Below are 20287 nucleotides of genomic sequence, written 5' to 3' on the forward strand. Positions count from 1 at the left end.
GCGTCGGCGCCCAGGGCATCTACATCTCCATGTTCGACGAGTACAACGAGGGCAACCAGATCGCCAAAACCGCCGAGACCCTCGCCTCCGTCCCCGCCAACTCCGGCCTGCTCGCCCTGGATGAGGACGGCACCGCCTGCTCGGCCGACTACTACCTACGCCTCACCGGCGACGGCGGCCGGATGCTCAAGGGCCAGATCCCCCTCACCGCCACCCGCCCCACCCCACCCAAGCTCGGAGGCGGGGGCGGCGACACCAACCTGGCGCGGGGTAAGGCGGTGACGGCGAGCAGCCAGAACCAGACCTTCGTCCCGCAGAACGCGGTCGACGGGGATCCGAACACGTACTGGGAGAGTGCCAACAACGCGTTCCCGCAGTGGATCCGGGTCGATCTCGGGTCGGCGGCGTCGGTCGGCAGGGTGGTGCTGAAGCTGCCGCCGCAGGCGGCGTGGCAGGCCCGTACCCAGACGTTGTCGGTGCAGGGCAGCACCAACGGGTCGTCGTTCACGACGCTCGCGGCCTCCGCGGGACACTCCTTCAACCCGGCCTCGGGCAACACGGTGACGATCGTGTTCCCCGCCGCCTCCACCCGGTACGTCCAGCTGACCTTCACCGGCAACACCGGCTGGACGGCCGCGCAGCTGGGCGAGCTGGAGGTGTACGGGGTCGCCACCGGCGGCGACACGCAGCCGCCGAGCGCGCCGGGCAACCTCGCCGTGACCGCGAAGACGGCCACCAGCGTGTCGCTGTCGTGGTCGGCCTCCACCGACAACGCGGGGGTGACCGGCTACCAGGTGCGCCGCGACGGCGCCGTCGTGGCCACCGTGCAGGGCACCGCGCACACGGTGACCGGGCTGAGCCCCGCGACGGCGTACGGCTTCACCGTCACCGCCCACGACGCGGTGCCCAACGTCTCGCCCCCGTCGAACACCGTGACCGTGACCACGGACGCCGCCCCCAACACCAACCTGGCACGGGGCAAGGCGGTGACGGCGAGCAGCCAGAACCAGACCTTCGTCCCGCAGAACGCGGTCGACGGGGATCCGAACACGTACTGGGAGAGCGCGAACAACGCGTTCCCGCAGTGGCTCCAGGTGGACCTGGGCGCGGCGGCGTCGGTCGGCAGGGTGGTGCTGAAGCTGCCGCCGCAGGCGGCGTGGCAGGCCCGTACCCAGACGCTGTCGGTGCAGGGCAGCACCAACGGGTCGTCGTTCACGACGCTCGCCGGATCGGCGGGACGCTCCTTCGACCCGGGCTCGGGCAACACGGTGACGATCACGTTCTCCGGGACGTCCACCCGGTACGTGCGGCTGAACGTCACCGGCAACACCGGCTGGCCGGCCGCGCAGCTGTCGGAGTTCGAGGTCTACCAGGCCTGACACCTCGGGACCGGATCCCGGGACGGCACGTCGCGCGCCTCCCGGGACCCGGCCCCGCCGCCGTGGCCTACCGGCCTCAGCGGAGCTCGCGCTTGAGGATCTTCCCGGTGGCGGTCATCGGCAGCGCGTCACGGAACTCGACGATCCGCGGATACTTGTACGCCGCCATGTTCTCCCTGCCCCAGGCGACGAGCTCGTCCTCGGTGACCGTCGCGCCGGGGGTGCGGATGACGTACGCCTTGACCTCCTCGCCGTGCGAGTCGTGGGCGACCCCGACCACCGCCGCGAGGGAGACCCCGGGATGGGTGATCAGGACCTCTTCGAGCTCGCGCGGGTAGACGTTGAAACCGCCCCGGATGATCATGTCCTTGACCCGGTCGATGATGGCGTAGTAGCCGTCGGCGTCGCGGGTGGCGATGTCGCCGGTGCGGAACCAGCCGTCCCGCATGACCTCGGCGGTCGCCTCGGGCCGGTTGTGGTAGCCCTTCATCACGTTGTGGCCGCGGATCGCGATCTCGCCGGGCCCCTCACCGTCGATCGTCTTCCAGTCGCCGTCGATCAGCTTCATCTCCACCCCCCAGACCGGCGTGCCGATCGTGCCGGGCTTGGTGGGCCTGCCCAGCTGGTTGAAGCTCGTCACCGGGGAGGTCTCCGACAGGCCGTAGCCCTCCAGGATCCCGATCCCGAAGGTCCGCTCGAAGTCCTTGAGCACCTCGACGGGGGAGGAGGCGCCCCCGGCGACCGCGATCCTGAGCGAGGTGGGCACCTCGTCGCCGTCCGCGTGGATCTTCGTCAGCATGGCCCAGTACATGGTGGGCACGCCCGCGAACAGCGTGATGTTCTCGGCGCGCATCAGCTCCAGGGCCGGGCCCGGCTCGAAGCGCGGCACGAGCACGACGGTCGCCCGGCGCCGGAACCCGGCGTTCATGACGACGGTCTGCCCGAAGGAGTGGAACAGCGGCAGCACCGCCAGGTAGGCGTCACCGCCCTCGGTGCGCGGGAACATCTCGTCGGAGACCATGGCGTTGAGCAGCATGTTCTGGTGACTGAGCTCGGCGCCCTTGGGCTGGCCCGTGGTGCCGCTGGTGTACAGGATCACCGCGGTGTCGTCGGGCGCGGTCTGCACGGTCTCGAACTCGCCGGACACCCCGTCCAGCGCCGCCCACACCGTCTCCCCGTACTCGGACTCGGTGGCGAACGCGGTGGCGGGCAGGACGATGAAGTGCTCCGCCGAGGACTCCTCGAAGCCCGCCCTTCCCCGCTCGCCCAGCGGCAGCTCGGGGGTGCCCTCGAAGCAGAACAGCGCCTTGGCCTGGGAGTCCTCCAGGTGGTAGGCGATCTCCCTGGACTGCAGCAGCACGTTGAGCGGCACGACCGTGGCGCCCGCCTTGAGGATCCCGTAGTAGACGAACGGGAAGTAGGGCAGGTTGGGGCAGGCCAGCGCGACCTTGTCGCCCCTGCCGATGCCCCGGGAGACCAGGAGGTTGGCAACCTGGTTCGCGACGGTGTTGACGAGCGAGTACGGCAGCCGCAGGTCACCGAAGACCAGCGCGGTGCGGTCGGGGGCCTCCCGGGCGCTGTCCTCCAGTGCGATCGACAGGTTGAGCATCGTGCGTCCTCCTCCGAGCAGGCTCTGACCCGCTCATACTGGCAGCCCGAGATACCGACCGGTAGGTAACGCGGAGACAAATTGACGGCCAAACCATGGGGGAGTAAGCAGAGAAGAGCGCGCTTACGGGGAGGCGAGCTGGCCGTCTGTGCGATGAAAGGTCAGTGAGCGTGGAGTACGACTACGTCATCGTGGGTGCGGGGTCGGCGGGATGCGTGCTGGCCAACCGCCTCTCCGCCGACCCCGGGACGAGGGTCGCGCTCATCGAGGCGGGCGGTTCCGACCGGGGGCTCGCGGTGCGGATGCCCGCGGGCTTCGCCAAACTGTTCAAGACCGAGCGCGACTGGGACTTCACCACCGTCGGGCAGCCCGAGCTGTCCGGCCGGGAACTCTACTGGCCGAGGGGCCGGATGCTCGGCGGGTCCTCCTCGATGAACGCCCAGATGTGGGTGCGCGGGCACCGCGCCGACTACGACGGCTGGAACGTGCCCGGCTGGTCCTACGAGGACGTCCTCCCGTACTTCCGCAGGACCGAGCGCCGCACGGGCTCCAACCGCGGCGGCGTGTACGGCACGGAGGGCCCGATCCACATCTCGGAGCTGCGTTCCCCGAACCCCGCCACCGCGCTCTTCCTGCGGGCCTGCGAGGAGCTGGGCATCGCCCGCCTGGACGAGCTCAACGGCCCCTCCAACGAGGGCTGCTCGCCGACACCCGTCACCCAGCGCAGGGGGCGCCGCTGGAGCTGCGCCGACGCCTACCTCGCCCCCGCGGCCAGGCGGCCCAACCTCACCGTGCTCACCTCCTCGCGCGTACGCCGGGTGCTCGTCGAGGACGGACGCGCGACCGGGGTGGAGTACGTCGGCGGCGGTGACGGCACCTCGGTGGCGCGGGCGCGCGGGGAGGTCATCCTGTCGGCCGGGGCGATCGGCTCGCCGCACCTGCTGATGCTGTCGGGCGTCGGCCCGGCGGACGAGCTGCTGGCCGCCGGTGTCGAGCCGGTCCACGAACTGCCCGGGGTCGGCGCCAACCTCCAGGACCACCTCGCCTCGGGCGTCTTCCTGCACTGCCTCAAGCCGATCACCCTCGCCGGTGCCGAGTCGACCGGCAACCTGCTGCGCTTCCTGGCCGGGGGCCGGGGCATGCTCACCTCCAACGTCGGCGAGGCCGTGGCGTTCATCCGTACCTCGGAGGAGGAGCCCGCCCCCGACGTCGAGCTGGTCTTCGCCCCCGGGTCCTTCGTCAACCACGGCCTCACCCCGCCGTCCGGCCACGGCCTGACCATCGCCTCGATCCTGCTCCGGCCGGAGAGCCGGGGCCGCCTCTCGCTGGACGGCCGGGACGTCGTGATCGACCCCGGCTACCTGACGGCGGGGGCCGACGTCCGGCGGCAGGTCGCCGGGCTGCGGAAGGCCGGGGAGCTGTTCGCCACCGAGGCGCTCCGGCCGCTCGCGGGGCCGCCGATGGACCCGTACTGGGGCCCGAGGACCGACGAGGAGCTCGTCCGCTGGATCCGCGAGCGCAGCGAGACCCTCTACCACCCGGTCGGCACCTGCCGGATGGGCGACGACCCCGGGTCGGTGGTGGACCCGGCCCTGAGGGTACGGGGGATCGCCGGGCTGCGGGTGGTCGACGCCTCGGTCATGCCGGTCATCACCCGGGGACACACCCACGCGCCCACCGTCATGATCGCCGAAAGGGCCGCCGACCTCATCGCGGCCGGGGCGCCGGGGCGTTGAGCCGTTGGGGAGTTGAGTCACCAGGTCGTCGGGGCGTTGTGACGTCGGCCGCCGGGGTGCCTTCCGGGTACCGGCCACGCGAGGGGACCAGCTTGGCCAGGCTCCGGCCTTCCTTTCGCCGGGTTCCGGGGGGAGCATGTTCTCCAGGCCGGGCGCTTCCCGCATCTGGAGTGCTCCGGGAAAGTCGACGACCGCGTTCCCGGCTGGTTGAGCCGAGGGTCCTGTGGCAGGATCCGTAGAACAGAACGCGGTTCTAGTGGAGGCTGGCGTGACGGTTTCACTCGCGGACATCGATCTGTCGGACATCTCCTTCTGGGAGCGGCCGATGGCCGAGCGGGAGGCGGCCTTCGCGGTGCTCCGCGCGCAGCCTGGTCCCGTTCTGTTCTCCGAGCCCGAGATCCCCTTCGCCCCGCCCGGAACCGGCTACTACGCCCTGGTGCGGCACACGGACATCACCGAGGCCAGCCGCCACCCCGACGTCTTCTCCTCGGGCCGGGGGGCGACCTCCATCCAGGACCTCGGCCCCGACTTCGGCGAGTACTTCGGCTCGATGATCAATATGGACGACCCCCGGCACGCGAGGCTGCGCAGGATCGTCTCCCGGGCGTTCACGCCGAAGATGATCAAGCAGTTCGAGGTCGACGTCGAGACCGCCGCCGTGCGGATCGTGGACGACCTGATCGCGAAGGGACCCGGCTGCGACTTCGTGACCGAGGTGGCCGCGAAGCTGCCCCTGAAGATCATCTGCGACATGATGGGCATCGGTCCCGAGCACTACCAGGCGGTCTTCGACGCCACGAGCATCATCCTGTCGGGCGGTGACCCCGAGTTCATCGCCGACGTCAGCCGCGCGGCCGAGCTGCTCCTCGGCGCGGGGCAGGGGCTCCAGGACCTCGTCGTCTCCCTGGCCGCCGAGGGCGGAGACAACCTCACCACCGCTCTGACCAGTGCCAACATCGACGGCGAGAAGCTGACGATGCAGGAGCTCGGCTCGTTCTTCATCCTGCTGGTGGTGGCGGGCAACGAGACCACCCGCAACGCCATCTCACACGGCCTGCACCTGTTCAGCGAGAACCCCGGCCAGCGGGCACTGCTGCTCGCGGACCTCGAAGGGCGCCTGCCCGGTGCCGTCGAGGAGATCGTCCGCCTCGCCTCGCCCGTCGCCTGGATGCGCCGCAGCCTCACCCGCGACTACGAGATGAACGGCCACCTCTACCACGAGGGCGAGAAGGTCCTGCTGTTCTACTGGGCCGCCAACCGCGACGAGAGCGTCTTCACCGACCCGTACAGCTTCGACATCCGGCGCACCGAGGGGCCGCACATCGGCTTCGGCGGCCCGGGGCCGCACTTCTGCCTCGGTGCCCACCTGGCCCGCCGCGAGATCACCGTGATGTTCCGCGAGCTGTTCACCCGCCTGCCGGAGATCCGTTCGGTGGGGGAGCCGGACCGCCTGCGTTCCAGCTTCATCAACGGCATCAAGCGGATGAAGTGCACCTTCTAGCCCGACGCCGCCCTCACCGGTTCCCCGGCCTTCCGGACCGGCGGGGGCTCACCGCTCCAACGCGCGGATCGACTTGAAGACGGTGTTGACGTCGGGGAGCAGCTCCTTCTTGCTGTCCGGCACCGACATGTAGACGATCGCGGGCAGGTCGGCGCCGGTGCTCACGGCCGCCACGACCATGGTCGTCTTCGAGTCGCCCGAGGTGATCTCGTACGCGGCGAGCTGGCCGGGCAGGCCGTTCACCGAGAGGGTCTGCTGGGCGGTCTTGCGGGCGGTGTTGTCCTCGGGGAAGAACTTGTTGCGCCCGCTGGAGGCCACCGCGTTGATCACCGGGGCGAGGTTCTCCGGCGAGGTGTACTTGGCCTTCAGACGCTGCGAGAGAGGACCCGACATCAGCTGTGCGAACTGGGTCTTGCCCGTGGAGTCCGTACCCGCCGGGAGATACTGACGCGTCGTGAAGCCGTAGGTGGTGGGCATGGTGGAACGCTGGTCCTGCCGCCAGGGGCCGCCGAGCTGGGCCAGGGTGATGCCCGCCTGCTGGTCGGTGAGCGTCCCGGCCACCGGTGACGCCTCGCCGGTGAAGCGCGGCAGGCGGCCGATGGCTGCGGGCTTGGCGGGCTTCTTGGTCGTCGCCGCCGAGGGCTTGGGATCGGAGGGGATCTCCTCGCCGCCGGAGGCCAGCGGCCCGGCCAGGAACGCCCAGAGCACCGCGCCGAGCAGCGCGACGATCACGGACCCGGCCAGCGCGAAGACCCAGACCGGACGGCCGCGCTCCCCGAGTTCGTCCTCGTCCTCGATGGCCTGGTAGTTGTCGCCGAAGACCGTGTTCCACAGCTCCTGCTGGCGCTCCGGCGGCGGCGTCTTCGGGCCGCTGATCTGACCGGCGGTGACGAACGGCTTGTTCGGGTCGGACGGGTCCCGGCTGAGGTGGTGGCCGGGCTGGCCCGGGTGCCCAGGGTGGCCCGGCTGTCCGGGCTGACCAGGGTGGCCGGGGTGGCCCGCCGGACCCGGCTGGCCGGGGCCCGCCTGGCCTGGCTGGGGCTGGCCCGGCTGGGGGGCGGCTCCGGGGTGGGCGGGGGCCATCGGGGAGGAGGGCGCGCCGGGAGCCGCCGCGTTCGCCGCGGCCAGGGCCCACATCGCGGGGTTGTCCGGCACGCCGTAGCTGCGCCGCGCGTTTCCGTTGCCCGCGCCGCCGTCCGGGGCGCCGTTCGGAGGCCCGCCGTCAGGTGAGGCACCCCCGAAGGGGGACCCGCCGGGCAGGGGACTCTGGGCGGCGCCGGGGGAGGCACCGCCGAAGGGGGCGGCCGGAGCGTCGTTGCCGGCCCAGGCGGGAGAGAACGTCGAGGTCTGCGCATCGGCGAGCCCAGGGCTCCCCGGGTTTCCGAGATTCCCTGGGTTCCCGGGATTTCCTGGGTTTCCCGGGGAGGAGGCCGGGGGCCACGCGGCGCCGCCCGCCGGGGACGCGGGCGGCCAGGGGGCGTTCTCCGCCTGCGCCGACGACCACCCGTTGCCCTCCGCCGGGGGGCGGCCGGAGGCGTCGTGCCCCGGCGCGGTGGCCTGCCACGTCTCACCCGCCGCGTCGGAACCCTGCCGGTGCGCGCTTCCCTGCGGGCTGGACGCCTGTGCCCAGCCGTTGTTCTGCGGGCTGGTCGCCCGCGCCCAGCTGTCGGCCTGCGGGCTCTGCGTACGGTCGTCGTTCTGGGGCGGGGTGGTCTGGGGCCAGCCGCCACCGGGAGAGTCAGCCTGGGGGGCGCCGTCCTGCGACGGGGTGGACTGCGGCCACCCGTTGCCCGGGGAGGACGGGTGGCGGTCGCCGGACTGCGGGCCCGGTGCCTGTGCCCAGCCGTCCTGGGGGGAGGCGGGCTGGGGCCATCCGTTGCCGGGGGAGGTCTGGTGCCGGTTGTCGGCGCCCTGCGGGTCGGACGCCTGCGCCCAGCCGTCGCCCTGGGGGTTCGACGCCTGTGCCCAGCCGTTGTTCTGTGAGCCGGAGGCCTGTGCCCAGCTGTCGGCCTGCGGGCTCTGCGTACGGTCGTCGTTCTGGGGCGGGGTGGTCTGGGGCCAGGCGTTGTCGGAGGTGGCTGCCTGGGCCCAGCCGTTGCCACCCGGGGAGGCCGGGGAAGCCAGGGAGCCCGGGGAGCCCGGGGAGTCGGCCTGGGGGGCGTGCCGCTGGTCGCCGTCCTGGGGGGAAGCGGGCTGTGGCCATCCGTTGCCGGGGGAGGTCTGTTGCCGGTTGTCGGCGCCCTGCGGGTCGGACGCCTGTGCCCAGCCGTCACCCTGCACGCCGGAAGCCTGTGCCCAGCCATCGGCCTGTGAGCCGGAGGCCTGTGCCCAGCCGTCGCCCGGGGAGTTCGATGCCTGTGCCCAGCCGTCGTTGCGCGGGCTGAAGGCCTCCGACCAGCTGCTGTTGCCCGGAGGGTTCGACGCCTGCGCCCAGCCGTCACCTTGTGAGCCGGAAGCCTGTGCCCAGCCGTCGGCCTGCGGGTTCTGCGTACGGCTGTCGTTCTGGGGCGGGGTGGTCTGGGGCCAGCCGCCGCCGGGGGAGTCCGCCTGGGGGGCGGAGGCGCGTTGCCCTCCGCCGCCGGGCGAGGTCTGCCAGGAGGAGCCGTTGTCGCTCTGCTGCTCGTTCTGCGGGCCCTGTGGGCGGGGAAGCCGGGGCCCGGTGCCGAGGGGGTCGTTCGTCCACGAGGGCGACGGCTCGGCAGCCTCCGGCCATGCCGGAGGCAGGTGGGACTGGCTGGACTGCTCCGAGGCCATGCTTTCCTTACCTCCCGCGCGGGTGCCCGAATTAGGCGTATTGGGCATGGTCTCACGTGAGACGGGGGGGCTCGCAGGGAAACTGGAGAACGCCCCCCTGAACTGGAGTCCGGTGGGGTCGGTCGGTGGATCCTGCATGGGCAGGCCGACCTCCATCGGATCCGGGCCCTGCCCCGGCTCTACTGAATATGCCACGGTTAGAAGAGTAAACGGGAGAGACAAACGAGGTCACAACAGGCGTATAGCCATCGGGTCTCGTTGCCCCGGCGAGTGCGGGAACCTCCATTCTGCTGACCTGACCGGACCCTGTCCCCCGTTCGCCGTGATCGACCCCGTTTTCCCGGCCGTTTCCCTGGCACGAATACGCCTTGCGGGCTGCGATAGTCTTGCCCTATGCGTGCCGCGACCCTGCTTATCGGGCCGCATCGGCTTTCCCGTCCCTGAGCGCCCTGCCGATGCGGCTGCCCTCCGCGTGAGCGGGGGGTTTTTGTATTGGGCCGGACGGGTCAGACCATCCACGCAGGCATACCCCGAGGAAATCGACGTGAGCGAGCGAGCTGACATGCAGAGCGACGAGCAGCACTATGACCCGCAGGCCCTGCAGGTCAAGTGGCAGCGCAGGTGGGAGGAGCTGGACCCCTTCCGGGCCTCGGAAGACCCCGCCGACCCGCGCGAGCGGCGCTACATGGTCGACATGTTCTCCTACCCCTCGGGCGACCTGCACATGGGGCACGCCGAGGTCTTCGCCCTGGGCGACGTCATCGCCCGTTACTGGGTTCAGCGCGGCTACAACGTGCTGCACCCCATCGGCTGGGACTCCTTCGGCCTGCCCGCCGAGAACGCCGCGATCAAGCACAACGCGCACCCGGCGGAGTGGACCTACGCCAACATCGAGACCCAGGCCAACTCCTACCGGCGCTACGCGATCTCCTTCGACTGGTCCAGCCGCCTGCACACCAGCGACACCTCGTACTACAAGTGGACCCAGTGGCTGTTCAACCGCTTCTTCGAGCGCGGCCTGGCCTACCGCAAGGGCGGCCTGGTCAACTGGTGCCCGAACGACCAGACCGTGCTGGCCAACGAGCAGGTCAAGGACGGCAGGTGCGAGCGCTGTGGCGCCGAGGTCGTCCGCCGCGAGCTGACCCAGTGGTATTTCAAGATCACAGACTACGCCGACCGGCTGCTGGACGACATGTCCCTGCTGGAGGGCGGCTGGTCCGAGCGCGTGCTGACGATGCAGCGCAACTGGATCGGCCGGTCCGAGGGGGCCGACGTCGACTTCGTGATCGAGGGCCGCGACGAGCCGGTCACCGTCTACACCACCCGTCCCGACACCCTGTACGGCGCGACCTTCTTCGTGGTCGCCCCGGACGCGCCGCTGGCCGAGGAGATCGTCACCGACAACCAGCGTGAGGCGTTCGAGACCTACCGGGTCGAGGTGTCCAAGCTGTCCGACATCGACCGGCTGTCCACCGAGAAGGAGAAGACCGGCGTCTTCCTGGGCCGGTACGCGATCAACCCGGTCAACGGCGAGCGCATGCCGGTCTGGGCGGCCGACTACGTGCTGTCCGACTACGGCCACGGCGCCATCATGGCCGTGCCCGCGCACGACCAGCGCGACCTGGACTTCGCCCGCGCCTTCGACCTGCCGGTACGGGTGGTCGTGCACACCGGCCTGGCCGATCCCGGCGAGACCGGCGTCGCCACCGCCGGTGACGGCGCGATGGTCAACTCCGGCCCGCTGGACGGCCTGACCAAGGCCGACGCGATCCGGAAGATCATCGAGGTGCTGAGCGAGCGGGGCACCGGCCGCTTCACGGTCAACTTCCGGCTGCGCGACTGGCTGCTGTCCCGCCAGCGCTTCTGGGGCTGCCCGATCCCGATCATCCACTGCGCCGACTGCGGCGAGGTGCCCGTCCCCGACGACCAGCTGCCCGTCACCCTGCCCGACATGCAGGGCGAGGCCCTGGCGCCCAAGGGTGTCTCCCCGCTGGCCTCGGCCGAGGAGTGGGTCAACGTCTCCTGTCCCAAGTGCGGCGGCCCGGCCAGGCGCGACACCGACACGATGGACACCTTCGTCGACTCCTCGTGGTACTTCCTGCGTTACGTCGACCCGGCCTACGACGAGGGCCCGTTCGACGTCGAGCGCGTGCGCAGGTGGGGCCCGGTCGACCAGTACATCGGCGGCGTCGAGCACGCCGTGCTGCACCTGCTGTACGCCAGGTTCTTCACCAAGGTCCTGCACGACATGGGGATGGTCGACTTCGTCGAGCCCTTCACCCGCCTGCTGAACCAGGGGCAGGTCATCAACCAGGGCAAGGCGATGTCCAAGTCGCTGGGCAACGGCGTCGACCTGGGGCAGCAGATCGACGCCCACGGTGTCGACGCGGTCAGGCTGACCGTCGTCTTCGCCGGACCGCCCGAGGACGACATCGACTGGGCCGACGTCTCCCCGGCGGCGTCGCAGAAGTTCCTGGCCCGCGCGTTCCGCGTCATGGCCGAGGCCGGAGCGGCCTCCGCGCCCGGCGTCGACGTCACCACGGGAGACCTGAACCTGCGCAAGGTCGTCCACCACACCATCGACGAGGTCACCAAGCTGGTCGACTCCCACCGCTTCAACGTCGCGGTGGCCCGCATGATGGAGCTGACGAGCGCGGCCCGCAAGGCCATCGACTCCGGGCCCGGCGCCGCCGACCCGGCGGTCAGGGAGGCCGCCGAGACCCTGGCGGTCATGCTGTCGCTGGTCGCGCCGTACGCGGCGGAGGAGGGCTGGGAGCGGCTGGGCCGTACCGCCTCGGTCGCCACCGCGGGCTGGCCGGTGGCCGACCCGGCGCTGCTGGTCCAGGAGTCGGTCACCTGCGTCGTCCAGGTCGCGGGCAAGGTGCGCGACCGGCTGGAGGTCTCCCCGGAGATCTCCGAGGCGGACCTGGAGTCGCTGGCCCTGGCGTCGGAGAAGGTCCGGTCCTTCCTGTCCGGCACGCCGCGCAAGGTGATCGTCCGCGTGCCCAAGCTGGTCAACATCGTCCCGTAGTCGTCAGCGGAGGCATCCCGCGCGGTCCTGGGACCGCGCGGGAACTCGGGGCGGCTGTCCGGCGGGCGCCCCGGGGCCGCGTACCCACCGGTGTGTCACGCGAAGGCTTTGGCTGTTCGGCGGGCGCCCCGGGCGTTCATGGATCCACCGGCGTGTCCCGCGACGGTTTCGGCTGTTTGGTGGGCGCCCCAAATGTCACAGACCCACCGGCGTGTCCCGTGACGGCTTCGATCGGCGGGTTCCCGTGCCCGCCGACGTGGGGTCTCCCCTGGGCGTTCGCACCTGAAAACGCCGGGTGGGTGGTGTCCCGACATCGGGACACCACCCACCCGGCGTGTCGCGCGTCCTCCGGCGTGTCGCACGGAGGCTGGAGGCGCGTGGTTCGGAGGTCCGGAGCTCGCGGCGAATGCGGTGCGGCTCAGAGACTCGTAGTGCGCGGCGAAACGGCGCGGTTCGGAGGCGCGAAGCTCGCGGTACGAGAGCCCGTGAAAAACGGCTCCGAGCCTGTCCGGGACGCTCGCGTCAGAGCTTGCGGAGAACCGCGACGACCTTGCCGAGCACGGTGGCCTCGTCACCGGGGATCGGGTCGTAGTTGGGGTTGTGCGGAACCAGCCAGACGTGGCCGTCCCTGCGCTTGAAGGTCTTGACCGTGGCCTCGCCGTCGATCATCGCCGCGACCACGTCGCCGTTGTCGGCGACCGGCTGCTGACGTACGACCACCCAGTCGCCGTTGGCGATGGCGGCCTCGATCATCGAGTCGCCGGTCACCTGGAGGAGGAAGAGCGTGCCCTCGCCGACGAGCTGCTTGGGCAGGGCGAAGACGTCCTCGATGCTCTCCTCGGCGAGGATGGGGCCACCGGCGGCGATCCGGCCGACGAGGGGCACGTAGGCGGCGGTCGGACGGCTCACCGGGGCCTCGTCCTCACCGGAGTCGGGATCCACCCACAACACGGGCTCGCCGGGAAGGCGGACCTCCAGGGCGCGGGGGCGGTGCGGATCACGCCGCAGGTAGCCCTTGCGCTGCAAAGCCGTCAGCTGGTGCGACACGCTGGAGGTGCTGGTGAGCTGCACCGCCTCGCCGATCTCCCGCATGGACGGCGGGTAGCCGCGCTGCTGCACAGAATCGCGGATCACCTCAAGGATCTTCCGCTGCCTGGGGGTGAGGCCAAGGGAGTCACGCCTTCGCACCGCCAGGTCGCTGGCGGCCGAACCGTTCTCGTTGTGCTGGCTCATACGAACTCCTCGCCTCCCGGTCTGTATCTGACACGTCGCACACAGCGACCATACCTTGGCCGAAGATCAGACTCAAACAATTGTTCGAATGTCCTCGAAATCGGCGACGCCGTGGTGTACAACATCGTACGGGAGTTCGATCGACATCGTGTTCGATTCACCGATCTTTCTTCGACATGTGTTCGGCCAGGTCGAGGGGATGGGGGCCACCGTGAAACCGACCGCGACGACACCACGATCCAGGATCGCGCCGAGGTCCCGGGGGGCGCAGCGATCACCGGGGGCGCCGCGCCTGCGGCTCGTGCCGCCCCCGAGACCGGAGCCCGAGCCGGGTCCCGTGCCGGAGTCCGCGCGAAGGCCCGAGGCGGGGCCGGGACGGGAGTCCGCGTGGGACTCGGTGCCAAGGCCGCGCCCCGCCGGCGAGGCGGGACGAGAGTCCGAGCGGGCGTCCGGGCGAGAGCCGGGGCGGCGTCCCGGCGGCGAGGCGGGACGGGGGGCCGGGCGTGAGCCGCGACAGGAGTCAAAGCGAAGGTCCGGGGGAGAGCCGGGCCGGGTGTCCGGGCGTGAGACGGAGCGGGGATCCGGCCGTGCGCCGGGCCAGGTCTTCGGCCGCGAGCCGAGGCAGGAGTCAAAGCGAAGGTCCGGCCGCGAGCCGGGGCGGCCGTCCGGGCGCGCGTGGGGGAGGCGGCCCGGCCGCGAGGCGGGACGAGGGTCCGGCCGTGAGCCGGAGCGCGGGAGCGGGCGCGGGAGCGGGGGCAGGTTCGAGCGTGGATCCGGGCCGAGGCGGGCGCGGGGGTCGCGGGCGACGCCCGCGCCGAACGCCCGCCGTCCCGGTGCCGCCCGGCCGAGGGCCGCCGGACGGCCACTCCGGCTCACCCGGCGTGGAAGGATCGTGGCGGTGACGGTGCTCGCGCTGTTCACCCTGGCGGTGCTCTGGATCGGCGGGCGTATCGACATGGCCTCGGCGGGCGGACGGGCGAGCCTGGAAGGTCTGCCACGGATCACGGTGCACACGGGCGACACGCTGTGGGAGATCGCGGACGCGTTGACGGAGGAGGCGGACACCGGCCCGATGGTCCGCCGCATCATGGACCTCAACGGGCTGTCCGGCTCCGAGGTCCGGCCGGGGACCCGGCTCTATCTCCCCGAGGGCCTCGTCCCCCTGAGGTGAGCCGGTCGGTGGGGCGGGAGGGGCGCGGGTGTCCCGTCTGACAGGTCGTCTGGGACGACTGTGAGGGAAGGGGTGCCCGGGGCGAGAGGGGCCCCGGGCGGGCGGCGACACGCCGGGACGTGACGGCTGATCAGCGACTTCACGCGGCAAGGTCGTTTCAACTTGCGTTCATGGTCGAGCACTTCTACGGTTGGACCACAACATCTAGTGGCTGCATCGCAACCCTTCACCACAGCTTGTGTTTCCATTACCGCATCTCGACTATTCGAAGATGTGTGCGCGAGCGTCTAGCCGTGCGTGTCATGGGTAGGTGAGGTGGGTCGGCCGCTTCGGTAGGTCAAGGAGGCGACACGCGTGCATTGTCCGTTCTGTCGCCATCTGGACACGCGAGTCATCGACAGCCGGGCCACCGAGGACGGTGGGGCCATCCGCCGCAGGCGCACGTGCTCGGAGTGCGGGCGCAGGTTCACCACGCAGGAGACCGTCCTGCTCATGGTGAGCAAGCGCAGCGGTGTGACGGAGCCGTTCTTCAGGGACAAGGTGATCGCCGGGGTCCGGCGGGCGTGCCAGGGGCGGTCCGTCGGCGAGGATTCCCTGGCACAGCTGGGCCAGCGGGTCGAGGAGAGCATCCGGGCCACCGGATGCGCCGAGATCGCGGCCCACGAGGTCGGGCTCGCCATCCTGGGCCCGCTCCGCGAGCTGGACGAGGTGGCGTACCTGCGGTTCGCCTCCGTCTATCGGGGATTCGAGACGCTGGCCGACTTCGAGGCGGAGATCGAGAAGCTCCGGGCGGAGCGCTCAACCAAGCAGGACTGATGCAGACCCCGGGCGCCGGGGGTGAGGCGGCGCGTTGGTGTGGTCCGATTCGAGGGCTCTACGAAGCCCCAGGAGGGGGAAGTCATGACGGAGACTGTCGGCGCGGTGACACGTGGGGGCAAGAGGCCGCGTAAGGGCCTGAAGATGAAGCGCATCTTCACCACGCCAGGTGTGCACCCCTATGACGAGCTGGTCTGGGAACGCCGTGACGTCGTCATGACCAACTGGCGCGACGGCTCGATCAACTTCGAGCAGCGCGGCGTCGAGTTCCCCCGCTCGTGGTCGGTCAACGCCGCCAACATCGTGACCACCAAGTACTTCCGTGGCGCGGTCGGCACCCCGCAGCGGGAGTGGAGCCTCAAGCAGCTGATCGACCGGGTGGTGGGCGTCTACACGCGTACGGCGGTCGAGCACGGCTACTTCGCCACCGACGAGGATGCCGAGATCTTCGACCACGAGCTCAAGCACGCCCTGGTCAACCAGGTCTTCAGCTTCAACTCGCCCGTGTGGTTCAACGTCGGCACCGCGTCGCCGCAGCAGGTCAGCGCCTGCTTCATCCTGGCCGTCGACGACCAGATGGAGTCGATCCTCGACTGGTACAAGGAAGAGGGCGTGATCTTCAAGGGAGGGTCGGGCTCCGGCGTCAACCTCTCCAGGATCCGTTCCTCCAAGGAGCTGCTCTCCAGCGGCGGCACCGCCAGCGGCCCGGTCTCCTTCATGCGCGGCGCCGACGCCTCCGCGGGCACCATCAAGTCCGGGGGCGCCACCCGCCGCGCCGCCAAGATGGTCGTCCTCGACGTCGACCACCCCGACATCGAGGAGTTCGTCGAGACCAAGGCGCGCGAGGAGGACAAGATCCGCGCCCTCCGCGACGCCGGGTTCGACATGGACCTGGGCGGCAAGGACATCGTCTCCGTCCAGTACCAGAACGCCAACAACTCCGTGCGCGTCTCCGACGAGTTCATGCGCGCGGTGGAGAACGGCGAGGAGTTCGGCCTGCGCGCCCGCCTCACCGGCGAGGTGATCGAGAAGATCGACGCCAGGGAGCTGTTCCGCAAGATGGGCAAGGCCGCCTGGGAGTGCGCCGACCCCGGTGTCCAGTACGACGACACGATCAACGACTGGCACACCAGCCCGGAGACGGGCCGCATCACCGCCAGCAACCCCTGCTCGGAGTACCTGCACCTGGACAACTCCTCGTGCAACCTGGCGAGCATCAACCTGCTGAAGTTCCTGAAGGACGACGACAGCTTCGACATCGCGAGCTTCGTGAAGATCACCGAGCTGGTCATCACCGCGATGGACGTCTCCATCACCTTCGCCGACTTCCCGACCGAGAAGATCGACCAGACCACCCGCGCCTACCGCCAGCTGGGCATCGGCTACGCCAACCTCGGCGCGCTGCTCATGGCCACCGGCCACGCGTACGACTCCGACGGCGGCCGGGCGGTCGCCGGGGCCATCACCTCGCTGATGACCGGCGTCTCCTACCGCCGCAGCGCCGAGCTGGCCGCGGTCGTGGGCCCGTACGACGGCTACGCCCGCAACGCCGACGCGCACAAGCGGGTCATGCGCAAGCACAACGACGCGAACGACGCCCTGCGCACGTACGACGACATCGACGGGGCCATCCACCGCGAGGCCTCCAGGCAGTGGGTCGAGTGCCTGCGGCTCGGCGACAAGAACGGCTACCGCAACGCCCAGGCCTCGCTCCTCGCCCCGACCGGCACCATCGGCCTGATGATGGACTGCGACACCACCGGCATCGAGCCCGACCTCGCCCTGGTCAAGTTCAAGAAGCTCGTCGGCGGCGGCTCCATGCAGATCGTCAACCAGACGATTCCCCGCGCGCTGCGGCGGCTCGGCTACCAGGAGGAGCAGGTCGAGGCGATCGTCGAGTTCATCGCCGAGCACGGCCACGTCGTCGACGCCCCCGGCCTGCGGCGCGAGCACTACGAGGTGTTCGACTGCGCCATGGGTGAGCGCGCGATCGCCCCCATGGGCCACGTCCGCATGATGGCCGCGGCCCAGCCGTTCCTGTCCGGGGCCATCTCCAAGACGGTCAACCTCCCCGAGTCCGCGACGATCGAGGACATCGAGCAGGTCTACATGGAGGGCTGGAAGCTCGGCCTGAAGGCCCTGGCCGTCTACCGCGACAACTGCAAGGTCGGCCAGCCCCTCTCGGCCTCGGGCTCGGGCAAGAAGACCGAGGAGAAGGAGACGCCCGCCGAACCGGCGATCCAGGTCGTGGAGATCAGCCGCCCGACCCGGCGCCGGATGCCGAACCAGCGCCCCAGCACCACCACCCGCTTCACCGTGGGGGGCGCCAAGGGCTACATGACCGCCTCGTCCTACCCCGACGACGGCCTCGGTGAGGTCTTCCTGAAGATGTCCAAGCAGGGCTCGACCCTCGCGGGCGTCATGGACGCGTTCTCGGTGGCCATCTCCATCGGCCTGCAGTACGGGGTGCCGCTGGAGACGTACGTCGGCAAGTTCGTCAACATGCGCTTCGACCCGGCCGGTATGACCGACGACCCGGACGTCCGCATCGCCGCCTCGGTGATGGACTACATCTTCCGCCGTCTGGCCCTGGACCACCTGCCCTACGACGACCGCGCCGCTCTGGGGATCTTCTCCGCCTCCGAGCGCGCCGCCCAGCAGCGCGGTGAGGACCCCGCCCCGATCCACACCGCCGACGAGGTCATCGCCGAACTCGCCACCTCGGCCCCCATCGAGGAGCCGCAGCCCCGCCCCGAGGCGGCCCCTGCGGAGGCTCCCGGACGGGTCGGCTCCCTGGAGTCCCACCAGGGCCGCACCGCCGACGCGCCCCTCTGCATGACCTGCGGCACCAAGATGCGCCCCGCGGGCAGCTGCTACGTCTGCGAGGGCTGCGGCTCCACCAGCGGCTGCAGCTGAGAGCAGGCGCCGACAGCGCCGATCCGGGCAGGGGGCCGGGCCATGGCCCGGCCCCCTGCGGTTTTGCCATCGCCTTCGCGGGAACGCCGTGTCTCCTTCTCCTGTTCGCCAACGGCTGGGGCGACGAGGAGTCCGGCTACCCCCTGCTGCCGGACGCGAAGGTCGGCTGGCTCCGTGACCTTGAGCCGGAAACCGCCGAGATCTGGTCGTCGCCCGAGGGCGACGTGCCCGACGAGCTCTACTTCGTCTATGGAGCGGAGCAGGCAGGATTGCATCCATCTGAGGGGGGAGTACGTGCCCGACACCCTTCTGGTCGGGTACGGGGACGATGGCGAATTTCTCCTCAATCCCCACGTCAGGTTCTCTGATGGAGAGTGGGAGTCCTGGTTTCTCGCGCCCTGGCTGCCGGGCGCCAGTCGTCACAGATCCTTCTGGGACCTGATGAGGACCCAGTAGCGTTCCGGACGTCGTGACCGGCCGGGGAATGCCACGCCTCTGTTATGACCGGTCAGCGACGAGGCGTCGTAGTGCGGCGTGTGCGGGTGGGCCCCAGGTGGGCTTGCCGCCGGGGCGGCCGTGGACGCCTGCGTCTCCGATGAGGACGCCGGCGAGGGCGCGTCCCACCGCCCATCCGCGGGCGCGGCGCAGGGTCGCGGGGTCCGGGGCCGGTCGGTAGGCGGCGTGGAAGAGGTCGGCGGCGCCGTCCGGCAGCAGGATCCACGCGGCGGCGAGGTCCCAGGCCGGGTCGCCCGCGAAGAGGTCGCCGAAGTCGATCACGCCGCAGAGGGTGCCGTCCGCGGTGAGGACGTTGGCCGGATGCAGGTCGCCGTGGAGCCACAGCGCCGGGCCGGTCCAGCCGGGCGCGGCGGCGGCGTCCTCCCAGACCGCGCGGACGGCGTCCGGGTCGGGGACGAGCCCCAGCTCGACGGCCGAGGCGAGCTGTCGGAAAACGCCCTCGGAGTGGTCGGCCAGCGGCCCCCCTCGGCTGCGGCCCTGGCCGGTGGGTGCCTGTTCGGGGGCGGGCCGGTGCAGAGCGGTCAGGAAGGCGGCCAGGGTGGTGGCCGCCTCCGCGGCGCGCGTGACGGGGGCGCGGTCGGCCGGCTCGCCCGGCACCCAGGTGGTGACGATCCAGGTGCGCGGAAACCGCGCGGAGGGCTCACCGAGACGCTGCGGAACGGGAACCGGCAGCGGAAGGCGCGGGGCGAGGGCGGGCAGCCAGGTGTGCTCCTTGCGCAGCAGCGCGTCAGCGGACTCCGTCGCCCAGGGCAACCGGACGGCGAGGTCGTCGCCGAGCCGCCACAGCTGGTTGTCCCAGCCGCGCGCGCCGAGCCTCACCGGGCGGTCGGCCAGGTCGGGGTGCTGGTCGCGCAGCAGATCCCGCACCAGCTCCGCGGTGATCTCCATCTCGGTGTGCGTCATGCGGATCCACAGTAGCCGGAGCCGCTCGACGGCCGTCCGGGAGCGTGGGGCGGACCGGCCGTCCAGCCGTTTGAAGATCGTTGAGGCGCGCCGGGCGGGTAGGCTGGCCGCGGCCGCCCACGACGCCGAAGGAGCCCCCCTGATGACCACCGACGACCCGACGATGACCCGGATCGGCCAGGGGGTGGAGTTGCATCACCACCAGGGGCAGCGTGAAGCCGCCCGCGACCTGTTCGCGCGGATCTGGGATGACATCGGCGGCGAGCAGGGCGACCCGCTGCATGTCTGCGTCCTCGCCCACTCGATGGCCGACGTGCAGGACGACGTGCAGCAGGAGCTGATGTGGGATCTGCGGGCGCTCGCGGCCGTCGCCCTGGTCACCGATGAGCGGGTGAGCCAGGCCGGGGTGCCGCTTTCCGTGGCCGGTCTGTATCCGTCGTTGCACCTCAATCTGAGCGACTGCTATCGCAAGCTGGGCGATCTCGACCGCGCCCGCGAGCACCTGCGGCAGGCGCGGGCCGGGATCGGCGCACTGGGCGACGACGAGTACGGGCGGCTCATCAGGGGCGGCTTGGAACGGTTGGCCGAACAGTTGGATGACGTCACCTGATCGTGAGCCCGGCGGACTCTCCGTACGAGACGAGTACGGGCGGCTCATCAGGGGCGGCCTGGAGCGGTTGGCCGAACAGTTGGATGACGTCACCTGATCGTGAGCCAGGCGA

Annotated in this window: 12 protein-coding genes; 8 read left to right on the forward strand and 4 right to left on the reverse strand. The window is 70.8% G+C overall.

Going from position 1 to position 20287, the window contains the following annotated elements:
* Window positions 1–1379: discoidin domain-containing protein (locus tag ACW9TB_RS38920; protein ID WP_472753137.1), on the forward strand; the 1379-nt coding region annotated here is incomplete at its 5' end.
* Between the two features lie 76 nt (window positions 1380–1455).
* Here ACW9TB_RS38920 and ACW9TB_RS38925 read toward each other — a convergent pair.
* On the reverse strand, window positions 1456–2988 hold the full coding sequence (locus tag ACW9TB_RS38925; RefSeq protein WP_472753138.1) for a long-chain-fatty-acid--CoA ligase: 1533 nt from the start codon (window positions 2986–2988) through the stop codon (window positions 1456–1458).
* Between the two features lie 170 nt (window positions 2989–3158).
* On the opposite strand from ACW9TB_RS38925, the gene ACW9TB_RS38930 reads away from it, so the two are divergent.
* Both ACW9TB_RS38930 and ACW9TB_RS38935 read left to right on the forward strand, forming a co-directional pair.
* Window positions 3159–4724, forward strand: a complete 1566-nt coding sequence (locus tag ACW9TB_RS38930; RefSeq protein ID WP_472753139.1) for a GMC family oxidoreductase — start codon at window positions 3159–3161, stop codon at window positions 4722–4724.
* Between the two features lie 325 nt (window positions 4725–5049).
* Complete coding sequence (locus ACW9TB_RS38935) at window positions 5050–6225, forward strand: cytochrome P450 (RefSeq protein ID WP_472753146.1); 1176 nt, start codon at window positions 5050–5052, stop codon at window positions 6223–6225.
* A 48-nt stretch (window positions 6226–6273) separates the two neighbouring features.
* Here the strand turns inward: ACW9TB_RS38935 and ACW9TB_RS38940 are convergent, their stop codons facing one another.
* Window positions 6274–8979: a DNA polymerase III subunit gamma/tau domain-containing protein gene (locus tag ACW9TB_RS38940; protein ID WP_472753140.1), complete on the reverse strand. Its 2706-nt coding sequence runs from the start codon at window positions 8977–8979 to the stop codon at window positions 6274–6276.
* 562 nt (window positions 8980–9541) lie between these two features.
* Here ACW9TB_RS38940 and leuS point away from each other — a divergent pair.
* Window positions 9542–12010 (forward strand): leucine--tRNA ligase, encoded by a 2469-nt coding sequence (leuS, locus tag ACW9TB_RS38945; RefSeq protein ID WP_472753147.1) that lies wholly within the window; start codon window positions 9542–9544, stop codon window positions 12008–12010.
* Between the two features lie 522 nt (window positions 12011–12532).
* Here the strand turns inward: leuS and lexA are convergent.
* Complete coding sequence (gene lexA, locus ACW9TB_RS38950) at window positions 12533–13243, reverse strand: transcriptional repressor LexA (protein WP_350975199.1); 711 nt, start codon at window positions 13241–13243, stop codon at window positions 12533–12535.
* Between the two features lie 898 nt (window positions 13244–14141).
* Between lexA and ACW9TB_RS38955 the strand changes: the two genes are divergently transcribed.
* The 3 genes from ACW9TB_RS38955 (at window position 14142) to ACW9TB_RS38965 (ending at window position 18146) form a co-directional block, all read left to right on the forward strand.
* A complete protein-coding gene (locus ACW9TB_RS38955; RefSeq protein ID WP_472753141.1) occupies window positions 14142–14414 on the forward strand; it encodes a LysM peptidoglycan-binding domain-containing protein in 273 nt (90 codons plus the stop codon).
* Window positions 14415–14768: 354 nt separating this feature from the next.
* On the forward strand, window positions 14769–15230 hold the full coding sequence (gene nrdR, locus ACW9TB_RS38960; protein WP_472753142.1) for a transcriptional regulator NrdR: 462 nt from the start codon (window positions 14769–14771) through the stop codon (window positions 15228–15230).
* An 84-nt stretch (window positions 15231–15314) separates the two neighbouring features.
* Window positions 15315–18146, forward strand: a complete 2832-nt coding sequence (locus ACW9TB_RS38965) for a vitamin B12-dependent ribonucleotide reductase (RefSeq protein WP_472753143.1) — start codon at window positions 15315–15317, stop codon at window positions 18144–18146.
* A gap of 498 nt (window positions 18147–18644) precedes the next feature.
* On the opposite strand, the gene ACW9TB_RS38970 is transcribed toward ACW9TB_RS38965, so the two are convergent.
* On the reverse strand, window positions 18645–19565 hold the full coding sequence (locus tag ACW9TB_RS38970) for an aminoglycoside phosphotransferase family protein (RefSeq protein WP_472753144.1): 921 nt from the start codon (window positions 19563–19565) through the stop codon (window positions 18645–18647).
* Window positions 19566–19707: 142 nt separating this feature from the next.
* On the opposite strand from ACW9TB_RS38970, the gene ACW9TB_RS38975 reads away from it, so the two are divergent.
* On the forward strand, window positions 19708–20175 hold the full coding sequence (locus ACW9TB_RS38975; protein ID WP_472753145.1) for a tetratricopeptide repeat protein: 468 nt from the start codon (window positions 19708–19710) through the stop codon (window positions 20173–20175).
* The last annotated feature ends 112 nt before the right edge of the window (window positions 20176–20287 follow it).

The organism is Streptosporangium sp. H13245 (genome assembly GCF_055690525.1).